Source organism: Nonomuraea sp. NPDC005730 (assembly GCF_040630865.1).
Lineage (GTDB): Bacteria > Actinomycetota > Actinomycetes > Streptosporangiales > Streptosporangiaceae > Nonomuraea.
In genome coordinates this window covers 21211-45866 of record NZ_JBEXYK010000010.1, presented here as the reverse complement: position 1 = coordinate 45866, position 24656 = coordinate 21211, and the positions used below count along the sequence as shown (strand labels likewise).

Sequence of the window (24656 nt, the reverse complement as noted above, 5' to 3'; positions counted from 1 at the left end):
GACGTGCTCGCACAGCATGGCACGCCCCATCGCCTGCTGGCGGCCCTCGCCGACGGTGGAGTCCTGGTGGCAGTGCGACCAGATCGATCGGTCGTCCTTGGGACGACCCAGGCGGGTGACCGGGTTCTGCTCGGGTACACCAGCCCTACGACCTACGCCAGGCACCGCGGCAGCCATTCCCTCTCGGTGTGCGACGCCGACACCATCCTGGACATCCAGCGCGTCACCGGCGTGCCGGAGATCGTGATCGACGCCGCGGGCCCCGCAGCCGCGGCCGTGCCCATCGACGATCTCCAGCGCTTCCTCACCGGCACGCGTTCTGGGCCCACACCCGTGCTGTCGGGGGCGGTGCCCGCCGCCTACGCGACCGGCGCCATGGCCACCGTCTCGCGTGTGCCCTCGCTGGCGCAGGTGGCCCCGCCCACCCCGCAGGCGCCCGCGTTGCCGTGGGTCCCCGCGCCCCGGCCCCACCTGTCGGGGCCGATGCAGCAGGTGGACCCCGGCTACCGCAGGTGCACGCACCCGATCCTGCCGGCGCTGCGGCAGGCCATCGCGCAACTGCTGGCCGACTTCCCGCTCGTGCACCACGTGTGGATCTCCGAGGCCGGCACCGCGTCCGGGGCCACCGGGATCATGCTGCACGTCAAGGTGCACATGTCGGCCGCCGAGGACGTCGTCCGCGACCTGCACCGCCTGGTACGCGCCCGCCTGCCGCAGTTCGCGGCCAGCGGCGCGCCGATCCTCATGGCCAGGGTCGCCGACGCGCGCAGCGAGCGCCGGATGATCGAGATCGGCGCGCACGTGGTCTGCGCCAACGTGCGCGAGTAGCCGGCGTACGGGAGCGACCCGGTGGGGCCCGGGAAACTGGGCCCTACCGAACAAGCTCTCGCTCGGCTTGAATGGGTCTCATGATCACATCGCCGGTGAGCGCGCCCACGGTCTCCAGGGGCGTGCGCCTCGGCTACGGCGTGGGCTCCTTCTGCACGGCCACGGTCAGCGCCGTGCCCGGCCTGCTCCTGCTGTACTACATGACCAACTTCCTGGCCGTGCCCGCGTGGCTGGCCGGCGTGGTGGTCACCGCGCCCAAGGTCTGGGACCTGATCATCAACCCGCTGGTCGGGCGCTGGTCGGACCGGACCGTCTCGCGGATGGGGCCGCGCCGCCCCTGGTTGCTGGCCGGGTCGCTGACGCTGCCCGTCGCGTTCTTCCTCGTCTTCGCCGGGCCGCCGCTGACCGGGGTGCCGGCCGCCCTGTACGTCGGGCTGTGCTTCATGGCGACGGCGACCGCGTACGCGCTGTACGAGGTGCCGTACAAGGCCATGCCCGGCGAGATGACCAACGACTACCACGAGCGCACCTCGCTGCTGCAGTGGCGGATGATCTTCATCGGCGCGGCCACCGCGATCAGCGGCGTGCTGGCCCCGATGATCGCCACCGGCCAGGGCGAGGAGGGCACGCTCGGCAGCTACCGGCTGATGGGCCTGACGATCGCCCTCATCCTGCTGGCCTCGATGCTCGGCTCGTTCTTCGGCACCGCCCGCGCCCCCATGACCGGCGCGCCCGAGGCCGACCACGGCGGGTGGCGCGAGCAGCTCGCGGCGATCAGGGGCAACCGGGCGTTCCTGTGGCTGACCGTCATGGCCTGCCTGCAGATGCTCGCCGTCAGCATGATGCTGGCCGCGGCGCCGTACTTCGCGTCGTACACGCTGGGGTCGCCGAAGAGCACGCAGACGCTCTTCGCCGCGCTGGTCGGGCCGATGCTGCTGACCATGCCGCTGTGGGTGTGGCTGGCCCGGCGCTTCGACAAGCGCGGCGCGATGATCCTGGCCGCGCTGTTGTTCGGCGGCGGCACGGCGGCGGCCATGGCGACCCCGCTGTTCGGCCCCCTGTACGCCCACCTGACCATCCTGCTCGTCGGCATCGGCATCGCCGGGGTCGAGCTCATGCTCTTCTCGATGCTGGCCGACGTGGTCGCCGCGGACGCCGCCGAGTCGGGCAAGCGGCGGGCCGGCGTGCTGACCGGGCTGTGGACGGCCATCGAGAGCGGCGTCAGCTCGTTCGGGGCGCTGATCTTCGGGATCATCCTGTCGATCGGCGGGTTCGTCGAGTCCGACGCGAGCACGCCCGTCCAGCAGCCGGACAGCGCCGTGACCGCGGTCCTCATCGGGCAGACCGCGGTCCCGGCGCTCATCATCTTCCTGTCCGTGCTGGTGACACTGCGGTACCGGCTCAGGCCACCCGACGGGCCAGCACCAGGCGCGTCCGGGTGAACAGCCCGGCCACCAGGGCCGCGACGAGCGGCAGACCCAGCACGACCGCGGCCAGGAACAACCAGGGGACGTCGATCACGGCGGGACCGTCCAGGAAGTCACGCGAGCCGCCGAATCCGTTCCTGGTCAGCGGCCAGGTCACCGCGACCCCGACGACGGATCCGGCCAGGAGGCCCGCCACGGCGCCGAGTCCGGCGATGTAGGCGGCCTGGGCGGCCACCACGAGCCTGCGCACCCGGGGCGCCGCGCCGACCGCCGACAGGTTGTTCAGGTCGGGGCGCATGTCGGCCGCCGCCAGCCCGGTGGCCGCGAGCGTGCCTCCGAGCACGAGGACCAGCGCCGCACCGAGCACGATCAGGAGGGCGAAGGCGCGGTCCTCCACCTTCCCCCGCTCGGCGTAGAGGTACAGGTTGCCGTTCACCTCACCCCGCAGGTCGGCCTCCATGCGCCGTTCGTCCTGCGGCGGGGACGCGGTGTAGAGCAGCCGCTCGACCGCGCCGAGCCCGGCCTTGGCCAGCGCCTGCGGCGGGATCATGGCGCCCGCCTGACGGGCGTCGGCGCCGTTGGACACCACGGCCGGGATCCGGATGGTCCTGATCTCCGTGCGGGTGCTCCCGTCCTGGCGGTCGACGACCACCTCGATCATGCCGTCGCGCACCACGTCCGGGCTGAACGCCACGGCCTTGCCCGCCGCCAGCGCGGCGGCCGCCCGCGGGTCCCGGCGCTTCTGGAGGAAGGCGAGCAGGTCCGCGCCGCCGATCGGGGGGCGGTCGTGGAACTGTTGCGGGCACGCCGGCCCGCACGTCTGCTTCACGGTCAACCACATGGTCCTGCCCTTGGCGTCCGTCACCTCCTGTCCGGGGACGATCTCCGTGCCGGGGAAGCGGACGCGGACGGCCTCCTTGAGCCGGGCCCACGTCTGGCCGTCCATCGCCGTGGCGCCGCCGACCACCGTGGTGCCCAGCGGGAACACCGAGATGTTGATCTCCTCCTGGTGGGTGTACGCGCTGCTGCTGCCGATGCCGAGCGCGACCGCCCCCATGGTGGCCGCCATGACGGCGGCGGCGGCGGAGGCCGTACGGACGCGGTGGCGCGCGGCGTCGCGCACGGACAGGCGCAGCGGGAGCGGCAGCCGGGCGGCGATCCGCGAGCCGGCCTGGACCAGCCACGGCATCAACGCGACCATGCCGAGCACGAACGGCACGGAGGCCGCCGTCATCGACACCACGCCCCTGGTCATGGCGTAGCCGGTCGCCCCCAGCCCGACCAGCAGCAGCACGATCCCGAGCACCGGACGCCGGGCCCGCCCACGGACCTCGGCGGCCCGACCGGCCAGCACCTGCGCGGTGTGCTGCCGGCTCGCCTGCACCGCGGGCACGATCGCCGCGACCAGCCCGCTGACCAGGCCGAGCACCGCCACGCCGAGCACCGGCAGCCACGGCACCTCGGCCGGCCCCTGCGACCAGTCGAATTCCCTGGCCACGATCGACTCCACGAGCAGGCCGGGGCCGATGCCCAGAACGACCCCGAGCACGGCCGCCGCGCCGCCGAGCACCAGGCCGTCGGCCAGCACGATCATGCGCAGGTGCCGGGCCGACCCGCCCTGCGCGGAGATCATCGCCAGCTCCCTGCGCCGCCGCCGCAGCCCCACGGCGAACGCCGGCCCGGCCAGCAGCACGGTCTCCATGACCACGAGCACGATCGCGACGCCGAGCAGGACCAGATCCCGCGCGCGCCCCGGGCCGTCGAAGCGGGAGTCGTCCCCCGTGTGGGCGTCGAGCACCGCGCGGGAGGTGACACCGAGGCCCACGCGGTTGAGCTGCCGCACCGTCGACCGCGTGACCGGGCCGGCGGTGTCGGCGAGCCAGCCGCTGCTGTTGCCGTCGTTCTGGCGGTTGAGCAGGCCCTCCGGCAGGGCGGCCAGTTCCAGGCTGCCGGGCCGGTTGGGGTTCTCGGCGACGCCGACCACCTTCACGGTGCGGTCCGGCCGCCGCACGGTGAGCGTGTCGCCCACCCGGACGCCCAGGTCGGCCATCTTCGGCGAGATCGCCACCTCGCCGGGCGCGGCGGCGTAGCGGCCCTGCTGCAGGGTGCGCATCCCGGCCGTCATGGGGTCGCGCAGATCGACCTCCACGACGTCCGCCTGGTTGAAGCCGTCGGGCAGCCGGACGTTGACCGGGCTCGTCTGGTAGCGCAGCAGGCGGCCGGGGAGCAGCGTGTTGATCTCCGGGGCCGTCCACGGCCGCTGCGAGTCGCCGCTCTTCGGCTGGTACGCGGACTCACCGCTGTAGTCCTGCTGGACCGGGGTGCGGTACGGGAAGGTGATCAGGCGGGCGTCGGCCGCCCCTAAGCGCGTGAGCGCCTGCTCCTTGACGGTGACACTGGTCGTGGCGGCGCCGGTGAGCACCGCCGTGATCACCAGGACGGGCAGGCCGATCATCACCATGATCAGGGCGCTGCGGCCCTTGAAGCGCGACGCGTCCCTGCGGGAGATCCGCAGGGCGGCGAGGAAGGCGCTCATCGCGAGCTCTCCATCCGCATCGCCGACGCCTCCGCGATCAGGCCGTCCCGCAGGTAGACCACCCGGTCCGCCCAGGCCGCGTAGCGCGGCTCGTGGGTGACCAGCAGCACCGCCGCGCCCTCGTCGCAGCGGTTGCGCAGCAGGTGCAGGATCTCGTCGCCGGTGGCCGTGTCGAGCGCGCCGGTCGGCTCGTCGGCCAGCAGCAGCCGCCGCTCGCCGACCAGCGCCCTGGCGATGGCCACGCGCTGGCGCTGGCCGCCGGACAGTTCCTCGGGAAACCGGTCGGCGATCTGGTCGACGCCCACGTCGGACAGGACGGCCAGCGCCTCCCGGCGGGCCTGGCCGGCGCGGACGCCGTCCAGTTCCCTGGGCAGCATCACGTTCTCGGCGGCCGTCAGGGACGGGATCAGGTTGAGGTCCTGGAAGACGTACCCGACGCTGCCGCGTCGCAGGGCGGCCAGGTCGCGGACCTCGGCCAGGTCGCGGCCCTCGATCCGGACCGTGCCCGACGTGGGCCGGTCGAGGCCGCCGGCCAGGTTGAGCAGGGTCGACTTCCCCGAGCCCGACGGGCCCATGACCGCGACGAGCTCACCTTGTGCCACCTCCAGGCTCACGCCGCGCAGGGCGTGCACCTGGCCGTGCTCGCGGGTCACGTCCCGCAGCTCCACCACAGTCATTGGTTCTTCTCCTTGACAACGGCCTCGCAGTGGTCGAGCCAGCGCTGCTCGGCCTCGGCCTTGAAGATCATCGATTCCAGGACGAGCCGCTGGGCGAGGCCGTCACCGGCGGCCCTCTTGGCCCTGGTCAGGTCCTGGAGCGTACGCATGGTCGCCATCCGCTGGGCCAGGATGACCGCGCCCACGTCCACGTCGGTGGCGGCGACGGCCATCGCGATCTTGATGGCGAGTTCGTCCCGAGGCCGGTCGGAGTGGTCGACGGGGGTGCTGAACCATCGCTCCAGTTCCTCCCGACCGGCCTCGGTGATCGTGTAGACGGCCCTGCCCTGCTCGTCGGCTCCGCCCGGCGCCACCAGGCCGTCACGTTCCAGGCGGGCGAGCGTCGTGTAGACCTGGCCGATGTTGAGCGGCCAGGTCGCCCCCGTCGACGCCTCGAACTCCACCCGGAGCTGGTAGCCGTAGCGCGGCGCGCTGCTCAGCAGGGCGAGCAGTCCGTGTCTGATCGACATGGATACTGAGTATGCATACTGAGTATGTCCATCGCAACTGATCCGCGTATTCTGGACACGGAACGCCGTTCAGGCCGATACTCGGGACATGAGCTCCACCCAACCGCCGTTCCGCGCCTCCGACGGAGAACGCGACCGTGCGATCGACGAGCTCAAGCACCGGGCCGTGGAGGGCCGGATCTCCCACGACACCTTCGTCGGCCGGGTCGACCAGGCGCTGCGGGCGCGCAACCAGCACGAGCTCGACGAGCTGGTCGCCGACCTGCCGCGGCGGCCCACGATCAGGCAGCGGCTGACGGACGCGGTCTCGTCGGTGTCGGAGCTCACCACCCGGCTGCAGGCGGCCTGGCGGCGGCCGCGGCTGCCCCGGCTGGCACTGCCGGACGACGACCGGCTGCGTTACGTCGTGGGCCGGGGGTCGGCCTGCGACCTCGTCCTGTCGGACCTGACGGTGTCGCGCGTGCACGCCGAGCTGCGGCGGGAGGGTGACGGCGGCTGGATGCTGGTCGATCTCGGCTCGCTCAACGGCACCCGGCTCAACGGGTGGCGGCTGGTGGGGCCCGTCCGGGTCAAGTCGGGCGACGAGATCTCCTTCGGCGACTGCGGCTTCCTTGTCGCCTCAGGCCAACCCTCCACCTGACCCCTCCTCCGCCTTCTCCCCTGACCGCACCCTCGCGCCGGACGCGCCGAGTCGGCTCCAGAAATACGGATATTTGCGGATTACACGGCGACTGCGCTGATCCATGCTCACATGCGATCCCCCAGTCCCTTGGAGACCACATGCGGCGCACCTCAGCCTCCCTCCTCGCGGGCACGCTCGTCGCGGCACTCGCGTGGGCGTCCGGCCCCTCCACACCGGCGGTCGCCCTCGACCCCTCCCCCGGCGTGGCCGACCTGACCCAGGACATCAACCAGATCCTCGGCGACTCCCGGCTCACGATCGCCAGGGCGGGCGTCGTCGTGAAGAGCGCGGCGAACGGCGAGCAGCTCTACGCCACCGACGCCGGCAAGCTGCTGACCCCGGCGTCCAACACCAAGCTGTTCACCTCGGCGGCGGCGGTGGAGACGCTCGGCCTGGACTACCGCTTCCCGACCACCGTGCTGAACGCCGGCCGCAAGGTCGGCTCGGTGCTCACCGGCGACCTCGTGCTGCGCGGCACCGGCGACCCGACCATGCTCGCCGAGGACTACGACGCGCTGGCGGCCAAGGTCGCGGCGGCCGGCGTCAAGGTCGTCACGGGCAAGCTGATCGCCGACGACACCTGGTTCGACGGCCAGCGGCTCGGCACCGACTGGGCCTGGGACGACGAGACCGCCTACTACGCGGCGCCGATCTCCGCACTGACCGCCTCCCCCGACCGCGACTACGACGCCGGCTCGGTGATCGTCTCGGTCGAGGCGGACGGCGGCCAGGTCAAGGTCTCGACGACCCCGGTGACCGACTACCTGAAGATCGTCAACAAGGCCACCGTGGGCGCCGAGACCGACGTCCTCATCGAGCGGCAGCACGGCACGCGGACGGTCGTGATCACCGGCACGGTAGCCGACCCGTACCAGGAGTGGGTGGCCGTGGACGACCCCACGGCGTACGTGTCCTCGCTGTTCCGCAAGGCGCTGGCCGCGCACGGCGTCCGGGTGCTCGGGCCGACGGCGACGGGCGCGGCTCCCGCCGGGGCGGCCGAGCTGGCCAGGCACGACTCGATGCCCCTCAGCGAGCTGCTGGTGCCGTTCCTGAAGCTGAGCAACAACATGCACGCCGAGATCCTCACCAAGGCCATGGGCCGCAAGGCCGCGAACCAGGGCACGTGGTCGGCCGGGCTGAAGGTCGCCACGGACTTCGCGAAGGCCGGCGGCGCCCAGGTGATCAACATGCGGGACGGCTCGGGGCTGTCGCGCCGCGACGGCTTCTCGCCGGACTCGATCGTCCGGCTCCTGACCGCCGTACGGACCAAGCCGTGGTTCAGCACCTGGTACGAGGCCCTGCCCATCGCCGGCAACGCCGACCGTTTCACCGGCGGCACGCTGCGCAGCCGGATGCGGAACACCCCCGCGGCCAACAACGTGCACGCCAAGACGGGCTCACTGACCGGCGTGACCTCGCTGTCCGGCTACGTGACCAGCGCCGAGGGCGAGCCGCTGGTCTTCTCGATCATGCTGAACCAGTACCTGTCCGGCTCGCCGAAGGACATCGAGGACAAGATCGCCGTACGGCTCGCCCAGTTCTCGCGGGCGACGGCGACCGACGTCACCGCCCAGCTCAAGGCCGCCGACCAGAGCCCGGCGGGCGACCTGGAGTGCTCGTGGCTGAAGCCGGCCCAGTGCTAGCGAACCGGTAGACGACCCCGGTGGCCTCCGGACGTCCGGCGGGCCGCCGTGGTTCGCCCGGCTCGACAGGGCGGTCATCACGCTCCGATCACCTGGAGCTCCAGATATAGTTCGCATTTTCACTACATAGCCGACATGGGCGCGCCAGAATTCGGATTCAACGCCGTGGCGAACCCCCCGATCCCCGGGAGCGCCGGGCCGTCGCCGGCCCCCACCCCCAAGCCGGTCGTCCCACCACATGCCCGGCACGCTCCCCTCCCGGCGGGCCCGCGCCGTACGTCCCCCCGCACACCGGACCGCGGCCGGGCCCGCCCCCCTCTCCTGACAGAGGGCGGCCTGCCCCTTCGAGACGGCCTTTCCTCGCCGGACCAGACAAGGGGCATGCAAAAGGGCACGACTAAGGGGCCTGCCCTGTGGACAGGCCCCTTAGTCGCGCAGTTCAGCCGCTGAGGAATTACTTCAGCTGACGGCGCACTTCGTGTCTTTGCTCTTGATGCCGAGGATCTGGCTCAGGATGTCGCCGGTCTCGAGGACGAGCACGCCGCTGGTGCTGTTGTCGACCTCGCCACGGGCGAAGATGTTCTCGTCACCGCAGACGAAGAGAACCCGGCCCGGGTCCTCGTCGGAGTGAGGGACGAAGGCCATGTGAGGGGTCGCCGCTAGAGCGGAGCCGCCGACCATGACCATCCCGCCGACGAGCCCGGCCAGGATGAGCCCTTGTCTGAACATATCGATTCTCCTTGATACCTATCGACTACTCTCCGTAGCTATCGGGAGGAGATTTGCCCTAGGCCCTCTTTCAACAAACGCCGGTATTTCTGTCTTTACCAGCGAAAATACGCCGCATGGGGGAAGGGGTGACGCAGCTCGCTCTTCTTGACCGATCGGTGTGCGCGGCGGAGGAATATCCGGTGCCGCCATGACCGCCCGCTGAAGGCAGGCGTCAGGGAAGGGTGAGAACCACCGGGCCGTCGGCGGTGATGGCCACCGTGTGCTCGACGTGAGCACTCCTGCTGCCGTCCGCCGAGCACACCGACCACCCGTCCTCGGCCATGAGGTACTCGTCGTCGCCGCCCGCCATCAGGCTCGGCTCGATGGCGATCACCAGTCCGGGGCGCAGTCGCAGGCCGCGTCCGGGGCGGGCCTCGTTGGGCACGAACGGCGACTCGTGCATGGCCCGGCCGATGCCGTGGCCGCCGAAGTCGTTCTGCATGCCGTAGCCGGCGCCGCGGCCGACCAGCGACATCGCGTGCCCGATGTCGCCCATCCAGCCGCCCGGCACGGCGGCCGCGATGCCCGCCGCCAGCGTCTCCTCGGCCACCTGGATGAGCTTGAGGTCCTCGGCCCGCGCGTGCCCGACGGTGAAGGTGACCGCGCCGTCGGCGTGCCAGCCGTCGACGTGCGCGCCGAAGTCCACGCTCAGCACGTCGCCCGCACGCAGCCGGTACGGCGTGGGCAACCCGTGCAACATGACCCCGTTCACGGACGTGCACACCACCCCCGGGTACGGCATCGCCCCGAACGACGGGTGGTAGCCGAGGAACGACGACCGCGCCCCGGCCTCGTGCATGACCTCGCGGGCCACGTCGTCGAGCTGCAGCAGCGACACCCCGACGGCGGCCCGCTCCCTGACGGCGGCATGCACGGCGGCCACGACGCGGCCCGCCTCCCGCATGGCGTCGATCTCCCCGGCGGTCTTGAGCGTGATCACAGCGGCCTCCCAGCCCTCGGCGCGATAACTATACCGGTATTATTATCACGCTTCCCGAGAGCTTGCAGCGCTCCCGCCACCCGCTTGACCAATCACCCAGAGTAATCGTTATAGTGCTCAGAGTATGCGTTTCGGACGGTTCTCCATGCTCGCTCTGGCGCTCGCGGCAGGGGCCGTCGACGCGCTGAGCTTTCTCGCGCTCGGACAGGTGTTCACCGCGAACATGACCGGCAACGTCGTCCTCCTCGGCCTGGCGCTCGGCACCGGCGACACCTCGCACGTCATCCGCTCGGGGATCGCCCTGGCCACGTTCTGCCTGGGCCTGGCCATCGGCTTCACCCTGCTGGGCCGCACCGCCCCCGCCGGACGCGCTCCCCCGCCCCCGCGGGCCGCCACACCACCCGCCCGCGCGCCGACGGAGGCGCCGGGCGGGGAACCGCCGGAGGGGCCGGATCGGGAGCCCGCGAAAGTGCGGGCCCGGGAGCCTACGGAGGTGCCGGTCGGGACGCCGGTGGGGGTGCCCGTGCGTCCGCTGGTGGTGCTGCTCGCGGAGCTGGTGCTGCTGGTGGTGGTGGCGGCCGGATGGGCGGCGCGCGCGCTGCCGCATCCGGCGCTGATCGCCGCCTCGGGAACGGCGATGGGCCTGCAGAGCGCGGTCACGCGCTGGGCGGGCGGCCCCGGCCTGTCCACGACCTACGTCACGGGCACGCTGACCAGCCTGGCGGGCCAGGCGGTCGGCCCGCGCTCGGGGATGCTGCGCCCGCTGGGCGTGGTGCTCTGCGTGGCCGCGGGCGCCGTCGTCGCGGCCTCGGCGCTGCGCGTGCACGCCGCCGTCACCCCGTTCATCGCCCCGGCCACGGTCGCGGCGGCCACCGCCGCCTGGGTCCTCACCACGCCCCACCGCGCAAAGCCGCGCCCACACGACCGCTCGGCCCTGTAGCGGGAAGGCAGGGGGCCGGCGCTGCACCCCGGCGGCGGCACACTCCGTGACAGGTCAGCCTGGACGCCCCGACGCGGCACACCTTGCGCCGAGTCAGCCCGGAAGCACCGAGGTGGCAGGTTTGCGGTAGGTCAGCAGGTAGCGCCAGAAGAGCAGCCTGCGCAGGGAGAAGCCGGGCAGCAGGGACGCCGCTTCCCGCCGTACCTCCGCCAGAGACATGTCCGCCGGCCGTACCGGCGCGGGCACGGTCCCGGCACGCGCTCCGCCCGCCCGTTCCCCCGCCGCCACCGCCACCCGTGCCGCCGCGTTCACCGGTACGGCGGCCAGGCTCCACACGAAGTCGGCGGCCGTCCGCTCCGCGTAGCACCCGAGGACGGCCAGCACCCCGCCGGGCGCCAGCGCGTCCCGGAAGGCGGCCACGGTCCCGAACGGCATGTGGTGCAGGCTGGCCAGGCAGGAGATGTAGTCGTAGCGCCCCGCGGGCAGCTCCATGCGCGTGACGTCGGCGCACAGGAACCGGACCCCGCTCACCGGCGACGACGAGGCGGCCTCGATCACCTCGGGCGCCGGGTCGACCGCGTCGACCTCGATCCCGAGGCCCGCCAGCCGCCGCGCGAACCGCCCGGTGCCACAACCCACGTCGAGCGCCGTCCTGGCTCCTCTGGGCACGAGCCGCGCCATCGCCGGGTGGTAGTGATCGTTGTGATCGAAAGGCATCCCGGCATCATGCCATCGCCTCGCCGGCGAACCCCCGAAAGCGGGCGAAAAGCATCGCCCGCCCGCTGACCGTGCAGCAGGCGGGCGACGTACGGCGGAAGGGTCAGGCCTTCAGCCAGCTCATCATCGGACGCAGCTTCGCGCCCGTCTTCTCGATCGGGTTCTCGGCCAGCTCCTCGCGGTGGCGCGTGAACTCCTTCTGGCCGCCGTCGAACTCCTCGACGAGCTGCCGGGCGAAGGTGCCGTCCTGGATCTCGCCGAGGATGCGGCGCATCTCCTGACGGGTCTCGTCGGTGATGACGCGCGGGCCGCGGGTGTAGCCGCCGTACTCGGCGGTGTCGGAGACCGACCAGTACATCTTGGAGATGCCGCCCTCGTACATGAGGTCGACGATGAGCTTCATCTCGTGGAGGCACTCGAAGTAGGCGACCTCGGGCTGGTAGCCGGCCTCGATGAGGGTCTCGAAGCCCGCCTTGATCAGCTCGGAGACGCCGCCGCACAGCACGGCCTGCTCGCCGAACAGGTCGGTCTCGGTCTCCTCGGTGAAGGTGGTGCGCAGCGCGCCGGCGCGGGTGCCGCCGATGCCCTTGGCGTACGACAGCGCCAGGTCGAGGGCCTTGCCGGAGGCGTCCTTCTCGACGGCGACGAGACACGGGACACCGCGGCCCGCCTCGAACTGGCGGCGGACCAGGTGGCCCGGACCCTTCGGGGCGACCATGCAGACGTCGACGCCCTCGGGTGCCTCGATGAGGCCGTAGCGGATGTTGAGGCCGTGGCCGAAGAAGAGCGCGTCGCCCTCGACGAGGTTGGGGGCGACGTGCTCGGCGTACAGGTGGCGCTGGATGTGGTCCGGCGCGAGGATCATGGTGAGGTTGGCCTCCTCCACCGCCTCGGCCGGGGTGACGACCCGCAGCCCGTCGTTCTCCGCCTTCTCGCGGCTCTTGGAGCCCTCGGGGAGGCCGACGCGCACGTCGACGCCGGAGTCACGCAGGGAGAGCGCGTGGGCGTGGCCCTGGCTGCCGTACCCCAGCACGGCCACGTGACGCCCCTGGATGATCGACAGGTCGGCCTGGTCGTCGTAGTAGATCTCGGTCACTTGAATAAAACCTTTCAGGCGGTACGGTCCAGTGCCCTGAGGGACCGGTCTGTGATGGAACGGGCGCCGCGGCCGATGGCCACCATGCCCGACTGGACGAGTTCTTTGATCCCGAACGGCTCAAGGACCTTGACGAACGCCTCAAGCTTGTCGGGAGTGCCGGTGACCTCGATGGTCACCGCGTCGGCCGCGACGTCCACGCAGCGGGCACGGAAGAGGTTGACGAGTTCGAGGACGTGCGACCGGTTCTCGGCGTCCGCCTTGACCTTGATCAGCATGAGTTCGCGCTGGACCGACTGTGACGGGTCCAGTTCGACGATCTTCAGGACGTTGACCAGCTTGTTGAGCTGCTTGGTGACCTGTTCAAGGGGCAGCTCCTCCACGCTCACCACGATCGTGATGCGCGAGATGTCGTCGTGCTCGGTGGGCCCGACGGCGAGCGAGTCGATGTTGAACCCCCGCCTGCTGAACAGCGCGGAGACCCGAGCGAGAACACCCGGCTTGTTCTCGACAAGCACGGACAGCGTGTGCCTGCTCATTGGTCGCTCACCGCTCCTCCTTCGCTCCGCGGGCGCTCCTTCGTCGCGACCGCTGCACTCAGTGCGTCGGGTTCGCTCCTACTCATCCTCGTTCTCCCACTTCGGCGCCATGTCACGGGCGATCTTGATGTCGTCGTTGCTGGTGCCGGCCGCGACCATGGGCCAGACCATGGCGTCCTGGTGGACGACGAAGTCGATCACGACCGGCACGTCGTTGATCTCCATGGCCTTCCTGATGGTCGCGTCGACGTCCTCGGCGCGCTCGCACCTCAGGCCCACACAACCATAGGCCTCCGCCAGCTTGACGAAGTCGGGGATGCGACGCGCGGTCTGCAGGTTGGTGTTGGAGTACCGCTCCTCGTAGAAGAGCGTCTGCCACTGGCGGACCATGCCGAGGTTGCCGTTGTTGATGACGGCGATCTTGACCGGCACGCCCTCCAGGGCGCAGGTGGCCAGCTCCTGGTTGGTCATCTGGAAGCAGCCGTCGCCGTCGATGGCCCACACCGTGGCCTCCGGCCGGCCCATCTTCGCGCCCATGGCGGCCGGGACGGCGAAGCCCATCGTGCCGAGACCGCCGGAGTTGATGAACGTCCCGGGGTTCTCGTAGTCGATGAACTGCGCGGCCCACATCTGGTGCTGGCCGACCCCGGACACGTAGTAGGCGTCCGGCCCGGCGATGGCGCTCAGCCGCTCCATCACGTACTGGGGGGCCAGCGTGCCGTCCTCGAAGGTCTCGTAGCCCAGCGGGTAGGTCTCCTTGTAGCCGTTCAGGACGGTCCACCAGTCGGTGTAGTCGCCCTTCTGGCCGGAGGCCTGGATCGCGCCGACGAGGTCGCTGATGACCTCCTTGCAGTCACCCACGATGGGCACGTCGGCGTGCCGGTTCTTGGAGATCTCGGCAGGGTCGATGTCGGCGTGCACGATCTTGGCCTGCGGCGCGAACGAGGCCAGGTTGCCGGTCACCCGGTCGTCGAAGCGCACGCCCAGCCCGATGATCAGATCGGATCTCTGCAGCGCGCCCACGGCCGAGACGCTACCGTGCATGCCCGGCATGCCCATGTGCTGGGGGTGGCTGTCCGGGAACGTGCCACGGGCCATCAGGGTGGTGACGACCGGGATGCCGGTCAGCTCGGCTAGCTGCAGCAGCTCGGCCGACGCGCCGGCCTTGTGCACGCCGCCGCCGACGTACAGGACCGGCCGCCGGGACTCGGCGATCAGCTTGGCGGCCTCGCGGATCTGCTTGGAGTGCGGCCTGGTGACCGGGCGGTAGCCCGGCAGCTGCATGACCGGCGGCCAGCTGAAGGTGGTCTGGGCCTGCAACGCGTCCTTGGAGATGTCCACCAGCACCGGCCCCGGACGGCCGGTCGAGGCGATGTGGAAGGCCTCCATGATCGTGCGCGGGATGTCCGCGGGATCGGTGATCAGGAAGTTGTGCTTCGTGATCGGCATGGTGATGCCGGAGATGTCGGCTTCCTGGAACGCGTCCGTGCCGATCATCGGCGCGGCGACCTGGCCGGTGATCGCCACGATCGGCACCGAGTCCATGAAGGCGTCGGCGATCGGCGTCACCAGGTTGGTGGCCCCGGGGCCGCTGGTCGCCATGCACACGCCCACCTTGCCGGTGGCCTGCGCGTAACCCTCGGCCGCGTGGCCGGCGCCCTGCTCGTGCCGTACAAGCACGTGCCGGACCTTGGTCGAGTCGTAGAGGGGATCGTAGGCGGGCAGAATCGCGCCGCCCGGGATCCCGAACACGGTGTCGACTCCCACGTGCTCCAGCGCCCTCACCAGGGCCTGTGCACCTGTCATCCGTTCGGTCATCGGCTCGTTCCTTGCGTGGCTACTCACTTAAGGACATAAAAAATGCCCCTTCCCACCGACGGGGGTGGGACTGGGGCGGCGCGCAGGTCGGAGTGCTTCGCTATCGGCCTGCGCGCCGGCGAAGTACTACGAGAATCTCACTGCGAAGCATGGCTTACACCATAGCCGCTCAGAACGCCCCGATGTCAACTTGGCGGGACGCGAGTCTCAAACCGTGAGACTCGTACGCATGAGACTGTCCACGCCGCGGGCCGCCATGGGACGCGCCACCAGGAAACCCTGCCCCCTGGTGCAGCCCATCTCGCGCAGCAGTTCCAGCTGCTCGGGCCGTTCGATGCCCTCGGCCACCACGGTGAGGCCGAGGTCGTGGCCGAGCCGCACGATCGTACGGGTGAGCAGGGTCAGCGTGTCGTCCCTGCCCAGGCCGGACACGAACGACGGGTCGATCTTGATCATGTCGACCGGGAGCTGCCTGAGGAAGGCCAGCGAGGCGTAGCCGGTGCCGAAGTCGTCGATCGCCAGCCGCACGCCCAGCGCGCGCAGCTCCGACAGCCGCCTGATGGTCTCCTCGGCGTCCTCGACGAGCATCTCCTCGATCACCTCCAGGGTGAGCGCGGAGGCGGGCAGGCCGCTCTCGGCCAGCGCCTGCTCGACGGTCTCGACGAAGCGGGGAGCGGTGATCTGCCGGGCCGACAGGTTGAGCGACAGGCCGATGTCCCAGGACGAGGCCCGCCAGGACGCCACCTCGCGGCACGCCTCGCGCAGGATCCACTCGCTCAGCGGCACGATCAGCCCGGTGTCCTCGGCCGGGCCGAGGAACTGCTCGGGCGGCACGAACACCGAGCCGCGCCACCACCGCACCAGCGCCTCGACCGCGGTCACCCGGGACGTGGCCAGGTCGACCACGGGCTGGTACTCGATGGCGAACTGCTGCTCGATGAGCGCCCGCTGCAAATCGGCGGCCAGCTCCAGGCGGCGCACCACGTCGGCGTGCATCTGCGCGGCGAACACCTCGACCCGCCGCCCGCCCAGCTCCTTGGAACGCGCCATCGCCACATCGGCGTTGCGCATGAGGTCGCCGGCGGGCAGGCCGTCCTCGGTGAAGGCCACGCCCACGCTCGCGGTCAGCGCCACGTCGCGGTCGGCCACCCGGAACGGCTCCTGGGAGACCGCGCGTACCAGGCGCTCGGCCATGTCCACGGCCATCTGCGCGTCGCCGCCGGTCTCCACGAGCACGGCGAACTCGTCGCCGCCCCACCGGGCCAGCGTGTCGTCGGCGCGTACGGCCCCGCGCAGCCGGCGGGCGGCCTGGCCGAGCAGGTAGTCGCCGCTGGCGTGCCCCACCGAATCGTTGACGGAGGTGAACCCGTCGAGGTCGAGGAAGATCACCGCGACGTTGCCGGACGTGCGGCCGGACAGCACCTCGCGGGTGCGCTCCTCGAAGTAGGCGCGGTTGGGCAGCCCGGTGACGCCGTCGTGGAAGGTCAGGTGGGCGACCTGGTTGCGCAGGGCCTCCTCGTCGCTGACGTCGCGGGTGGTGACGAGCATGAGGTCGTCGCCGCCGATGTGGCGGGTGGCGACGGACTCGGTGGGCCGCCAGGTGCCGTCGGCGGCGCGCACCCGGCAGGCGATCATGCAGGCGCCCGGCGCGGCGCCCTCCTCGTCGGTGGTCATGGCGCGCATCGCGGCCTGGATGCCCGGGACGTCCTCGGGGTGGATGTAGTCGAAGATCGAGCCGCCGACCAGCTCCTCGGGCGGGTAGCCGTACGTGACCTCGACGCCGGCGCCGATCTCGTGGACGACGCCCTCGTAGTCGCACAGCAGCACCACGTCGCCGGTGCTCTCGGCCAGCTCCCTGAGCTGCCGCTCGCCCAGCGAGACCAGGCCGCGCAGCCGGATGGACGCCGCCGAGAGCACGAACAGGCGGACGAGCAGGAGCAGCACCACGGAGACCGCGACCACCACCACGCCGGTGACCGGCTGCGCGGCCCGGGATCCGGCCAGGTGGGCGAGCAGCGTGCAGGCGGCCACGGCGACGAGCGCGAGCGGCATCATCGCGACCACGTTGCGCACGACGGGACCGGCGACCGGCCGCGCCCGCGGCCCCCAGGGCACCGCGGCCAGCAGCAGCAGCGCGACGGGGACGAGCATGACGGTCCACATGGGCGGCGGGTCGCCGGCCAGGCGGGCCATGGCGGCCGACAGGCCGCCGACGGTCATGGTGGCCAGCACGCCCACCCCGGCCAGGCCGAGCAGCCAGGAGCCCGCCCGGCTGGTGAGCACCGAGGGGATCACCCCGCAGGTGACGAGCAGCGCGATCATCGGCGGCACCATGGCGAACGTGAACGTGGGCGCGTCGCCCGCGTCCTCGTAGTAGTGGCGCAGCGCCACCACCCAGCCGACGAGGAAGAGCGAGGCCGCGCACAGGTACGCGTCCGTGAGATGCCGTAACACGACCTTGGCCGGGAACCTGCGGTCGGCGGCGATCAGCGCGCCGCCCGCGATGATCACGGTGCCGAGCAGGACGAACAGGTCGGCGAAGCTGACGACGAAGCTGGTGGCCACCGAGCGCAGCGCCACGCCGGCGAGCCACACGACGGCGCCGCCGCCCATCCAGCGCGCGGCCATCGCCATCGAGCGGTGCTCGGCCGACCTGACCGAGGCCACCAGCAGCGAGGCGGCGGCGACCAGGGCCGCCACGCCGCCCGCCACGGCACCGGTCAGCACGGCCGGCCCGCCCGCGAGGAGCGCGGCGGTGAACGCCACCACTCCGGCCGCCCCTGCGGCGGCCAGCGGCGCCCGTGGATCACGCCAGCGGATCACAGTCGTTGCCCATCCTGTCTTGAACCCTGCACCAGTGACCGCCGAAGCCCGGCGTTCACATCGCCAGTGTGTGCGGTCGCGGATGCGCGGGTGGTGACAACGCCGATGTCGTCACCGATCTGATAACCACACAGACCAATTTCCGCCAAGAGTTCCTTGACAGCGAGTCAGGAACTCCCTGCAGACGCCACCGTACGCACGAAAGGTCACGGACCAGCCACGTTCCGGGATCCTCTCAATACGAGTCGGTAATGACGTTGATCAACTCTTCACCTGCGAGGTAGCGCCCGAGCTGCTCGCGGATCAGCCGGAGCGTGCGCCGTACGGAGGCGGGGGTGCTGCCCGCGATGTGCGGCGTGATCAGCACGCCCGGAGCGCTCCAAAGGGGGTGGCCCTCCGGCAGCGGCTCGGGCGCGGTGACGTCGAGCGCGGCGCGTAGCCTACCGGTTTTGAGCTCGGCGATCAGGGCTTCGGTGTCGACCACGCCGCCCCTGGCCGCGTTGACCAGGACGGCGCCGTCCTTCATGCGGGCCAGGAAGGCGGCGTCGACCATGCCCGCGGTGTCGGGCGTGGCGGGCACGAGCAGGACCACGACGTCGGCCGACGGCAGCAGCGCGGGCAGCTCCTCCATGGCGTGCACGCCCTCACGCGCGCTCCTGGCCACCCGGACGACCTCGACCTCGAAGCCGCCCAGCCGCCGCTCGACCGCCGCGCCGATGGACCCGTGGCCGACGATGAGCACGGTGGAGTCGGCCAGCACGCCGGTGTGGTGGTAGGTCCACTCGCCGCGGCGCTGGGCGTCGGTGAATCCGGGGAACTCCCTGAGCACCGCGATCATCGCGCCGACCGCCCACTCGGCGGTGCCGGCGTCGTGCACGCCGCGGGCGTTGCACAGCACCGCCCCCTCGGGCAGGTGCGGCCGGTACGGCTCCACCCCCGCGGTGACGGTCTGCACCAGCCGCAACGAGCGCATCCGCGCCAGCGTCCCCGGCACGTCGGGCACCACGACCAGCGGCGGGATCCAGACTTCGACGTCCTCGATGCCGTCCGGCATGGCCGAACCATCGTAAACAGTGCATTCGACGCCTGGCATGTCAGACAGGACATCCGCCGCCGCTTCGGACGGAACCCAGATCTTCATGCCGAGAACCTTACGACCCGCGGGGAAGTATGGAACACATGAGGAAGCTCTGGACGATCGTGCTCCTGGCCGCGCTCGCCGCCTGCTCGGCCGGCGGCGAGGCGCCGACGGCCGCGGACCCGGCGGCCTCCGCCCCGACGGCCCCGGACCCGGCAGCCGCGGCCCCGACGGCCTCGGTCCCGGCGGCCAGGGCGCCCCGCGCCCCCAAGGACGTGGCGACCGGCCTGGCGGTGCCGTGGGCGATCGCGTTCCTGCCCGGCGGGGACGCCCTGGTCACCGAGCGGGACACGGCCAGGCTGCTGCGCGTCACCCCCGCGGGCGGGGTCACCGAGGTCGCCCGGATCGGCGCCGCGCGGCCCGGCGGCGAGGGCGGCCTGCTGGGCGTGGCGGTCAAGGACCGGCAGGTCTTCCTGTACTACACCGCCGAGCAGGACAACCGGATCGTCCGCTACCGGCTCGGCGACGACGGCCTCGGCGACGAGCGGCTCCTCGTGCAGGGCATCCCCAAGGGCGGCATCCACAACGGCGGCCGGCTCGCCTTCGGCCCCGACGGCCACCTGTACGCCACCACCGGCGAGACCGGCGACCGCGGCCTGGCCCAGCGGCGCGACTCGCTCGGCGGCAAGATCCTGCGCATGACCGTGGACGGCGCCCCCGCCCCCGGCAACCCGTTCGGCACGCTCGTCTACAGCTACGGCCACCGCAACGTCCAGGGCCTGGCCTGGGACGCCGCGGGCCGCCTGTACGCCTCCGAGTTCGGCGCCGACACCTACGACGAGATCAACCTGGTCCGGCCGGGCGCCAACTACGGCTGGCCGGAGGTCGAGGGCAAGGGCAAGGACGCCCGGTTCGTCAACCCCATCCTCACCTGGTCCACCGGCGAGGCGTCGCCGTCCGGCATGGCGTACGCGGACGGCGCGCTGTGGGTGGGCACGCTGCGCGGCCAGCGGCTGTGGCAGGTGCCGCTGGCCCGGGACGGCTCGCCGGGCACGCCCGTGGCCCGTTTCACCGGCCGCTACGGCAGGCTGCGCGCGGTCACCGCGGCGCCCGGCGGCGGCCTGTGGGTGAGCACCAGCAACAAGGACGGCCGCGGCTCACCGCGTCCTGGTGACGACCGGATCCTGTCGGTCGCCACGTCCTAGCCGGCCGCGCCGCAGGTGAGCGCGGTCTGCGGCCGGTACTTGGTGACCAGCTTCTTGTCCTTCTTCACGATCTCGCCATCCTTGTGGAACACGCGGGTGACGTCGATCGTGAAGCCCTGCTGGCCGGTGGCGGGCACGCAGCCCGGCTCGTCGCTGGTCGCCCGGCCGAACGGCTTGAAGTCGCGCCGCTCGGACTCGACCGCCTCGACCTTGTCGTACCGCTTGGTGCTCCACAGGGTGACGCTGACCGTCGTGGCGGTGGTGGTGGCCTTGATCAGCACGCCGTACTCGGAGTCGTTGCGCCACTTGAGGTCGCGGTCGGGGTAGAGCAGCGCCACGTCGCGCCCGGCCGGGTAGGAGGGCGCGTAGTAGTCCATGGGCTCGTGCTCGACCAGGTCGAAGCCGCCGAGGAAGGCCGCGTTGTACAGCGTGGTGGCGAACTGGGAGACGCCGCCGCCGACGATGTCGACCATCCGGCCGCCGACGATCTGGCCGGCCCGGACGTAGCCGTCCTCGACCGTGCGCTCGCCGGTCACCTCGTTGAGCGAGAGCGTCTCGCCCGGTTTGACCAGCCTGCCGTCGAGCTCCTGGGCCATACGCCGGATGTTGGTGACGCGCGGCGGGCAGCAGTCGAAGGTCGTGCTGAACGTGCCGACGTTCTCCTTGATGCCGAGGCCGCGGATCTGGCTCGTGGTGACCTCCGGGGTGACCACGCCCAGCTTGACCTCCACGGTCCGCGGGCCCGCGGCGGCGAGCAGCTTCTCCACGTCGCGGGCCAGCAGCTTGGCGTTCACGCCCCTGCCCTTGCGCGCGGGCACCAGCACCGGCTTGTCGCCGACGATCTGGTACGTCGCGTCGCGCGGCTGCTGGGTGGCGTCCACGAGGCTGTTCTCCACCGGCGCGAGCGCGGCCTCCGCGTCGAACTCGGGGACGAGCGCGCCGTCACCGCCCGGCACGTAGGTCAGGTGGGCGGCGATCATGGCCGGGGTGAGCTGGGCCTGCTTGCCGGCGAGGGTCAGCGTGACGGGCGCGGAGACGGCCTTCCTGGCCGCGGCCAGGGCCGACTCGACATTCTCGGTCGAGGTGGCGGGCTTGGCCGGGCGCATGGACAACACCACCGCGCCGCCGCCGCGCAGGAACGCCTCGCCGATCCGGCGCACGGCGTCGTCCCGGTCGAGGAGCACGCCGTCCTCGGGCATGCGGGCCTTGGGCTCCAGCCCCGAGAAGGTCACCCGGCCCTCGCGGGCCTGCTTGTCCACGCCTTCGGCCAGGCCCTCGACGGTCCTGGTGAGCTGGGAGGAGTCGATGGTGATCTTGGGCGGGACGTCGGTCGTGCCGGTCAGGCCGCGCCAGACCTCGACGGGGCCGGGGAAGCCGCTGGGGGCCTGCCCGATGGTGCCGACCACGTCGAGTTCGAGTCCGGCCTCGTCGGGCTGAACGGTGTCCTTCTTGCCGTTGATGTTCACCGTGACCGGCCGGCTGAGCCTGGGGCCCAGCTCGGTGCGCAGCTTGTCGGCGGCCTGGGTGACGGTCAGGCCGCCGATCTCCACGCCGCCCACCCGGGTGCCGCGCAGCACGGCCCCCGACATCATCACGGCCGGCACCACGTACGCCAGCGTGGCCAGGACGAGCACCAGCACCAGCACCCCGGGCAGCAGGCGGCGCCGGCGGACGGGCTCCGGCTCGAAGGCGGGCGGCCGGGCGCCGCCGCCCCCGAACACGGGGGCGGGCGCGGCGGGGTCCTTGTCCTTCATCGGCCACGGCTGCGCGGGCGGCGCCTTCGGTGGCAGCGCGCCCCCGGTCTGACCGCCGGGCGCGCTCGGTCCTGGGGCCGGCCGGGGCTCCTGCTGGTCCTGCGGGCCGAAGATGTCACGGGACACACCCGGAGGTAATCCTTCGATCCGCGGCTTCTTGGAGACACCCGACGTGGGCATCGGCACCGAGGCGAACGGGTCGGTCGGTGATTCGATCGGTCCGGCGTTTCGCACGCCTCAATCTCCTCCCGGTCCGCAGCCAAGTCTCAGGCAACAGTAAGGCACGAGTGTCCGACTATGTCACCAGAAACGAATACGGAAGTGTGTCAACCTAGCCACCGGTAGCGATGTTCCGGCCGTCCCGCGGTGCCGTACCTGGGGTGGAGCTCGGCCCGGCCCGACGCGCACAGGTGCTCCAGATACCGCCGCGCGCTCACCCTCGACAGGCCCGTGAGCTCGGCCGTCTCGGCCGCCGACAGGTCGCGCCCGGCCTCGCGCAGCGCCTGCGCCACCAGCGCGCAGGTGGCCGGCGACAGGCCCTTGGGCACCGGGACGGGCTGCTTGGGCGCGCCGAACAGCCGGTCCACGTCGTCCTGGCGGGCCTGGGGGCCGATGGCGGTGAGCCGCCTGCGGGTGTCGGCGTACTGGCGGAGGCGTTCGGTGAGCGCGGCGGCGGTGAACGGCTTGATCAGGTAGTTGACCGCGCCGCCACGCATGGCCTCCCTGACCGTGGCGACGTCGCGGGCCGCGCTGATCATGAGGACGTCCACGTCGTCGATGGCCTTGAGCACCTCCAGGCCGGACATGTCGGGCAGATAGATGTCGAGCAGGACCAGGTCGGGCCGGAGCTCGGCCACGGCGGCGAGCGCGTCGGCCCCGGTGTGCGCCACGGCGACGACCTCGAAGCCGGGCACGCGCGCGACGTACCCGCCGTGGATGCGGGCGACCATGAAGTCGTCGTCCACCACCAGGACCCGTACGTCGTTCACGCGCGGGCCTCGGTGGGCAGCAGGGCGGTGAAGACGGCGCCGCCGGCGTTGCGCACCCGGACCCAGCCGCCCCTGCGCAGGCACGCCTGCCGGGTCAGGGCCAGGCCCAGTCCGCGCGGCCCCGACAGGGCGGCCTTCGTCGTGAACCCCTCCCTGAAGACCTCCTCCACCAGCTCGGGGGTGATGCCGGGCCCTGAGTCGCCGACGCGGACGTGCAGGCCCTCGGCGTCGGCCACGACCGAGACCTCGATCGTGCCGCCCGCGCCGTCGAGCGCGTCGATCGCGTTGGCGACCAGGTTCCCGACCACCAGGACGGCGTCCTGCGGATCGCCGAGCGCGCCCTCCGGCACGGCGGAGTCCTCGGCCAGCACCAGCCGCGCCCCGCGCTCGGCCGCCTCGGCCGACTTGGCCAGCAGCAGCGCGGCCAGCGTGGGGTCCTGGACGCGTTCGCGCAGGCCGGTGGCGTACGCGCCGGCCGTGGTGCGGGTGATGAAGCCGATCGCGGCCTCGTGCTCGCCGAGCTCCAGCAGGCCGACGACGGTGTGCATGCGGTTGGCGAACTCGTGGGCCTGGGCGCGCAGGGCCTCGGTCGCGCTGCTGGTGTCGTCCAGCTCGCGGGCCAGGCGGACCAGCTCGGTGCGGTCGCGCAGGGTGACGACCCAGCCGCGGTGCCGGCCGCGTACCGCGACCGGGGTCCTGTTGAGCACCAGCACCCGCTCGCCGTGCAGCACCACGCGGTCCTCGCCCGGGTCGGCGCCGGTCAGCACGTCGCGCATGCGCTCGGAGACCGGCATGCTCGTCACGTCGGTCCCGAGGTCGCCGAGCAGGTCGCGGGCCGCGTCGTTGACCAGCGTGACCCGGCCGGCCAGGTCGAGGGCGAGCACGCCCTCCTTCACGCCGTGCAGCACGCCCTCGCGCTGCTCCAGCAGCGCGGCGATCTCGCGCGGCTCCAGCCCGAACGTCTGCCTGCGCACCCGGGCGGTGATCAGCGCGGCCAGCGCCAGGCCGGCCAGCAGCACGGCGAGCGCGGTCCAGATCAGCGGCGGCAGCGCGCCGCCGAGCTGGCCGGTGACCGTGGTCTGGAGCACGCCCACCGACACCAGGCCGATGACGTTGCCGTATTCGTCGCGGATGGGGGTCTTGCCCCTGACCGTGGTGCCGATCGTGCCCGTCTCGGTGCCGACCCAGCTCCGGCCCGTCCGCAGGACCGCGGTGCCGTCGGTGGACAGCCGCTTGCCGATCAGGGCGGCGTTGGGATGGGCGTAGCGCTTCTGCTCGGCGTTGGCGATGGCCACGTAGTCGGCTCCGGTCTCGTGCTGGACGCTGAGCGCCAGCGGCTGCAGCACCGACTCCGGGTTCTCCAGCCTGAAGGCGTCGCGCACCTGTGGAAGGGCGGCCACCGACTGGGCGATGGCCAGGGCGCGCTGCTGGTGCAGCGCGTCGAGCTGCTCCCTTGTGTGCCCCGCCCACACGCCTGCCGTGCCGCCGACGGCGAGCAGCACGATCACCATCTGGAGCACGAACAACTGGGTGCCGAGGGGGGCGTCGGTAACCCTGCGCACGCCCACATGGAAACAAAGCCAGGTCACGGCCAGGTCGCGACCAATACGACCACTATGACGGCAACCGCCCAAAGCCTCGACCGGGCAGGGAACGGGCATCACCATCGCAGCCCTACGACTGT

At 71.8% G+C, this 24656-nt stretch carries 20 protein-coding genes; 6 read left to right on the top strand and 14 right to left on the bottom strand.

The window, feature by feature from the left end:
- Positions 1–3: 3 nt before the first annotated feature.
- Both ABZ444_RS15460 and ABZ444_RS15455 read left to right on the top strand, forming a co-directional pair.
- Positions 4–828, top strand: coding sequence for a hypothetical protein (locus tag ABZ444_RS15460; RefSeq protein WP_357996327.1), 825 nt, complete (start codon positions 4–6; stop codon positions 826–828).
- Between the two features lie 80 nt (positions 829–908).
- Positions 909–2270, top strand: coding sequence for an MFS transporter (locus ABZ444_RS15455; RefSeq protein WP_357996324.1), 1362 nt, complete (start codon positions 909–911; stop codon positions 2268–2270).
- Here ABZ444_RS15455 and ABZ444_RS15450 read toward each other — a convergent pair.
- Genes ABZ444_RS15450 through ABZ444_RS15440 form a run of 3 tightly spaced genes read right to left on the bottom strand, consistent with a single transcriptional unit; the run spans position 2230 to position 5977 of the window.
- Positions 2230–4791: an FtsX-like permease family protein gene (locus ABZ444_RS15450; protein WP_357996321.1), complete on the bottom strand. Its 2562-nt coding sequence runs from the start codon at positions 4789–4791 to the stop codon at positions 2230–2232. The genes ABZ444_RS15455 and ABZ444_RS15450 overlap by 41 nt on opposite strands.
- Positions 4788–5468: an ABC transporter ATP-binding protein gene (locus ABZ444_RS15445; protein ID WP_357996318.1), complete on the bottom strand. Its 681-nt coding sequence runs from the start codon at positions 5466–5468 to the stop codon at positions 4788–4790. The genes ABZ444_RS15450 and ABZ444_RS15445 overlap by 4 nt, the downstream gene beginning before the upstream one ends.
- On the bottom strand, positions 5465–5977 hold the full coding sequence (locus tag ABZ444_RS15440; protein WP_352318985.1) for a helix-turn-helix transcriptional regulator: 513 nt from the start codon (positions 5975–5977) through the stop codon (positions 5465–5467). The genes ABZ444_RS15445 and ABZ444_RS15440 overlap by 4 nt, the downstream gene beginning before the upstream one ends.
- Before the next feature lie 88 nt (positions 5978–6065).
- Here ABZ444_RS15440 and ABZ444_RS15435 point away from each other — a divergent pair, with 88 nt between their 5' ends.
- Positions 6066–6617 (top strand): DUF1707 and FHA domain-containing protein, encoded by a 552-nt coding sequence (locus ABZ444_RS15435; protein ID WP_357996315.1) that lies wholly within the window; start codon positions 6066–6068, stop codon positions 6615–6617.
- Between the two features lie 140 nt (positions 6618–6757).
- Positions 6758–8302, top strand: coding sequence for a D-alanyl-D-alanine carboxypeptidase/D-alanyl-D-alanine-endopeptidase (dacB, locus tag ABZ444_RS15430; RefSeq protein WP_357996312.1), 1545 nt, complete (start codon positions 6758–6760; stop codon positions 8300–8302).
- A 459-nt stretch (positions 8303–8761) separates the two neighbouring features.
- Here the strand turns inward: dacB and ABZ444_RS15425 are convergent, their stop codons facing one another.
- Entirely contained in the window at positions 8762–9031 is a 270-nt protein-coding gene (locus ABZ444_RS15425) for a hypothetical protein (RefSeq protein WP_352318980.1), read from the bottom strand.
- A gap of 214 nt (positions 9032–9245) precedes the next feature.
- Positions 9246–10013 (bottom strand): type I methionyl aminopeptidase, encoded by a 768-nt coding sequence (map, locus tag ABZ444_RS15420; protein ID WP_357996308.1) that lies wholly within the window; start codon positions 10011–10013, stop codon positions 9246–9248.
- 124 nt (positions 10014–10137) lie between these two features.
- Between map and ABZ444_RS15415 the strand changes: the two genes are divergently transcribed.
- Positions 10138–10953, top strand: coding sequence for a YoaK family protein (locus tag ABZ444_RS15415; protein WP_357996305.1), 816 nt, complete (start codon positions 10138–10140; stop codon positions 10951–10953).
- A 93-nt stretch (positions 10954–11046) separates the two neighbouring features.
- Here the strand turns inward: ABZ444_RS15415 and ABZ444_RS15410 are convergent, their stop codons facing one another.
- The 6 genes from ABZ444_RS15410 to ABZ444_RS15385 form a co-directional block, all read right to left on the bottom strand.
- On the bottom strand, positions 11047–11670 hold the full coding sequence (locus ABZ444_RS15410) for a class I SAM-dependent methyltransferase (RefSeq protein ID WP_357996302.1): 624 nt from the start codon (positions 11668–11670) through the stop codon (positions 11047–11049).
- A gap of 103 nt (positions 11671–11773) precedes the next feature.
- On the bottom strand, positions 11774–12757 hold the full coding sequence (ilvC, locus tag ABZ444_RS15405) for a ketol-acid reductoisomerase (protein WP_357973514.1): 984 nt from the start codon (positions 12755–12757) through the stop codon (positions 11774–11776).
- 23 nt (positions 12758–12780) lie between these two features.
- Positions 12781–13305, bottom strand: coding sequence for an acetolactate synthase small subunit (gene ilvN / locus ABZ444_RS15400; RefSeq protein ID WP_352318972.1), 525 nt, complete (start codon positions 13303–13305; stop codon positions 12781–12783).
- 78 nt (positions 13306–13383) lie between these two features.
- Positions 13384–15150 carry an acetolactate synthase large subunit gene (locus ABZ444_RS15395; protein ID WP_357996299.1) on the bottom strand — a complete coding sequence of 589 codons (1767 nt, stop codon included), beginning with the start codon at positions 15148–15150 and terminating at the stop codon, positions 13384–13386.
- Between the two features lie 180 nt (positions 15151–15330).
- A complete protein-coding gene (locus ABZ444_RS15390) occupies positions 15331–17946 on the bottom strand; it encodes a sensor domain-containing phosphodiesterase (RefSeq protein WP_357996296.1) in 2616 nt (871 codons plus the stop codon).
- 235 nt (positions 17947–18181) lie between these two features.
- Positions 18182–19000 carry a 2-hydroxyacid dehydrogenase gene (locus tag ABZ444_RS15385; RefSeq protein WP_357996293.1) on the bottom strand — a complete coding sequence of 273 codons (819 nt, stop codon included), beginning with the start codon at positions 18998–19000 and terminating at the stop codon, positions 18182–18184.
- Positions 19001–19116: 116 nt separating this feature from the next.
- On the opposite strand from ABZ444_RS15385, the gene ABZ444_RS15380 reads away from it, so the two are divergent.
- Positions 19117–20229, top strand: coding sequence for a PQQ-dependent sugar dehydrogenase (locus tag ABZ444_RS15380; protein ID WP_357996290.1), 1113 nt, complete (start codon positions 19117–19119; stop codon positions 20227–20229).
- Here ABZ444_RS15380 and ABZ444_RS15375 read toward each other — a convergent pair.
- The 3 genes from ABZ444_RS15375 to ABZ444_RS15365 all read right to left on the bottom strand — a co-directional run bounded on the left by ABZ444_RS15375 (position 20226) and on the right by ABZ444_RS15365 (position 24534).
- Entirely contained in the window at positions 20226–22109 is a 1884-nt protein-coding gene (locus ABZ444_RS15375) for a VanW family protein (protein WP_357996287.1), read from the bottom strand. The two genes, ABZ444_RS15380 and ABZ444_RS15375, sit on opposite strands and share 4 nt — an antisense overlap.
- Positions 22110–22309: 200 nt before the next feature.
- Positions 22310–22972 (bottom strand): response regulator, encoded by a 663-nt coding sequence (locus ABZ444_RS15370; RefSeq protein ID WP_357973252.1) that lies wholly within the window; start codon positions 22970–22972, stop codon positions 22310–22312.
- A complete protein-coding gene (locus ABZ444_RS15365) occupies positions 22969–24534 on the bottom strand; it encodes a sensor histidine kinase (protein ID WP_357996283.1) in 1566 nt (521 codons plus the stop codon). The genes ABZ444_RS15370 and ABZ444_RS15365 overlap by 4 nt, the downstream gene beginning before the upstream one ends.
- Positions 24535–24656 lie beyond the last annotated feature (122 nt).

What these genes read in the sequence shown, in the direction of transcription:
- ABZ444_RS15455 (WP_357996324.1), top strand. Translation starts at nt 909, where the DNA reads ATGATCACATCGCCGGTGAGCGCGCCCACGGTCTCCAGGGGCGTGCGC.
- ABZ444_RS15450 (WP_357996321.1), bottom strand. Translation starts at nt 4,791, where the DNA reads ATGAGCGCCTTCCTCGCCGCCCTGCGGATCTCCCGCAGGGACGCGTCG.
- ABZ444_RS15445 (WP_357996318.1), bottom strand. Translation starts at nt 5,468, where the DNA reads ATGACTGTGGTGGAGCTGCGGGACGTGACCCGCGAGCACGGCCAGGTG.
- ABZ444_RS15440 (WP_352318985.1), bottom strand. Translation starts at nt 5,977, where the DNA reads ATGTCGATCAGACACGGACTGCTCGCCCTGCTGAGCAGCGCGCCGCGC.
- ABZ444_RS15435 (WP_357996315.1), top strand. Translation starts at nt 6,066, where the DNA reads ATGAGCTCCACCCAACCGCCGTTCCGCGCCTCCGACGGAGAACGCGAC.
- dacB (WP_357996312.1), top strand. Translation starts at nt 6,758, where the DNA reads ATGCGGCGCACCTCAGCCTCCCTCCTCGCGGGCACGCTCGTCGCGGCA.
- ABZ444_RS15425 (WP_352318980.1), bottom strand. Translation starts at nt 9,031, where the DNA reads ATGTTCAGACAAGGGCTCATCCTGGCCGGGCTCGTCGGCGGGATGGTC.
- ABZ444_RS15415 (WP_357996305.1), top strand. Translation starts at nt 10,138, where the DNA reads ATGCGTTTCGGACGGTTCTCCATGCTCGCTCTGGCGCTCGCGGCAGGG.
- ABZ444_RS15410 (WP_357996302.1), bottom strand. Translation starts at nt 11,670, where the DNA reads ATGCCTTTCGATCACAACGATCACTACCACCCGGCGATGGCGCGGCTC.
- ilvN (WP_352318972.1), bottom strand. Translation starts at nt 13,305, where the DNA reads ATGAGCAGGCACACGCTGTCCGTGCTTGTCGAGAACAAGCCGGGTGTT.
- ABZ444_RS15385 (WP_357996293.1), bottom strand. Translation starts at nt 19,000, where the DNA reads ATGCCGGACGGCATCGAGGACGTCGAAGTCTGGATCCCGCCGCTGGTC.
- ABZ444_RS15380 (WP_357996290.1), top strand. Translation starts at nt 19,117, where the DNA reads ATGGAACACATGAGGAAGCTCTGGACGATCGTGCTCCTGGCCGCGCTC.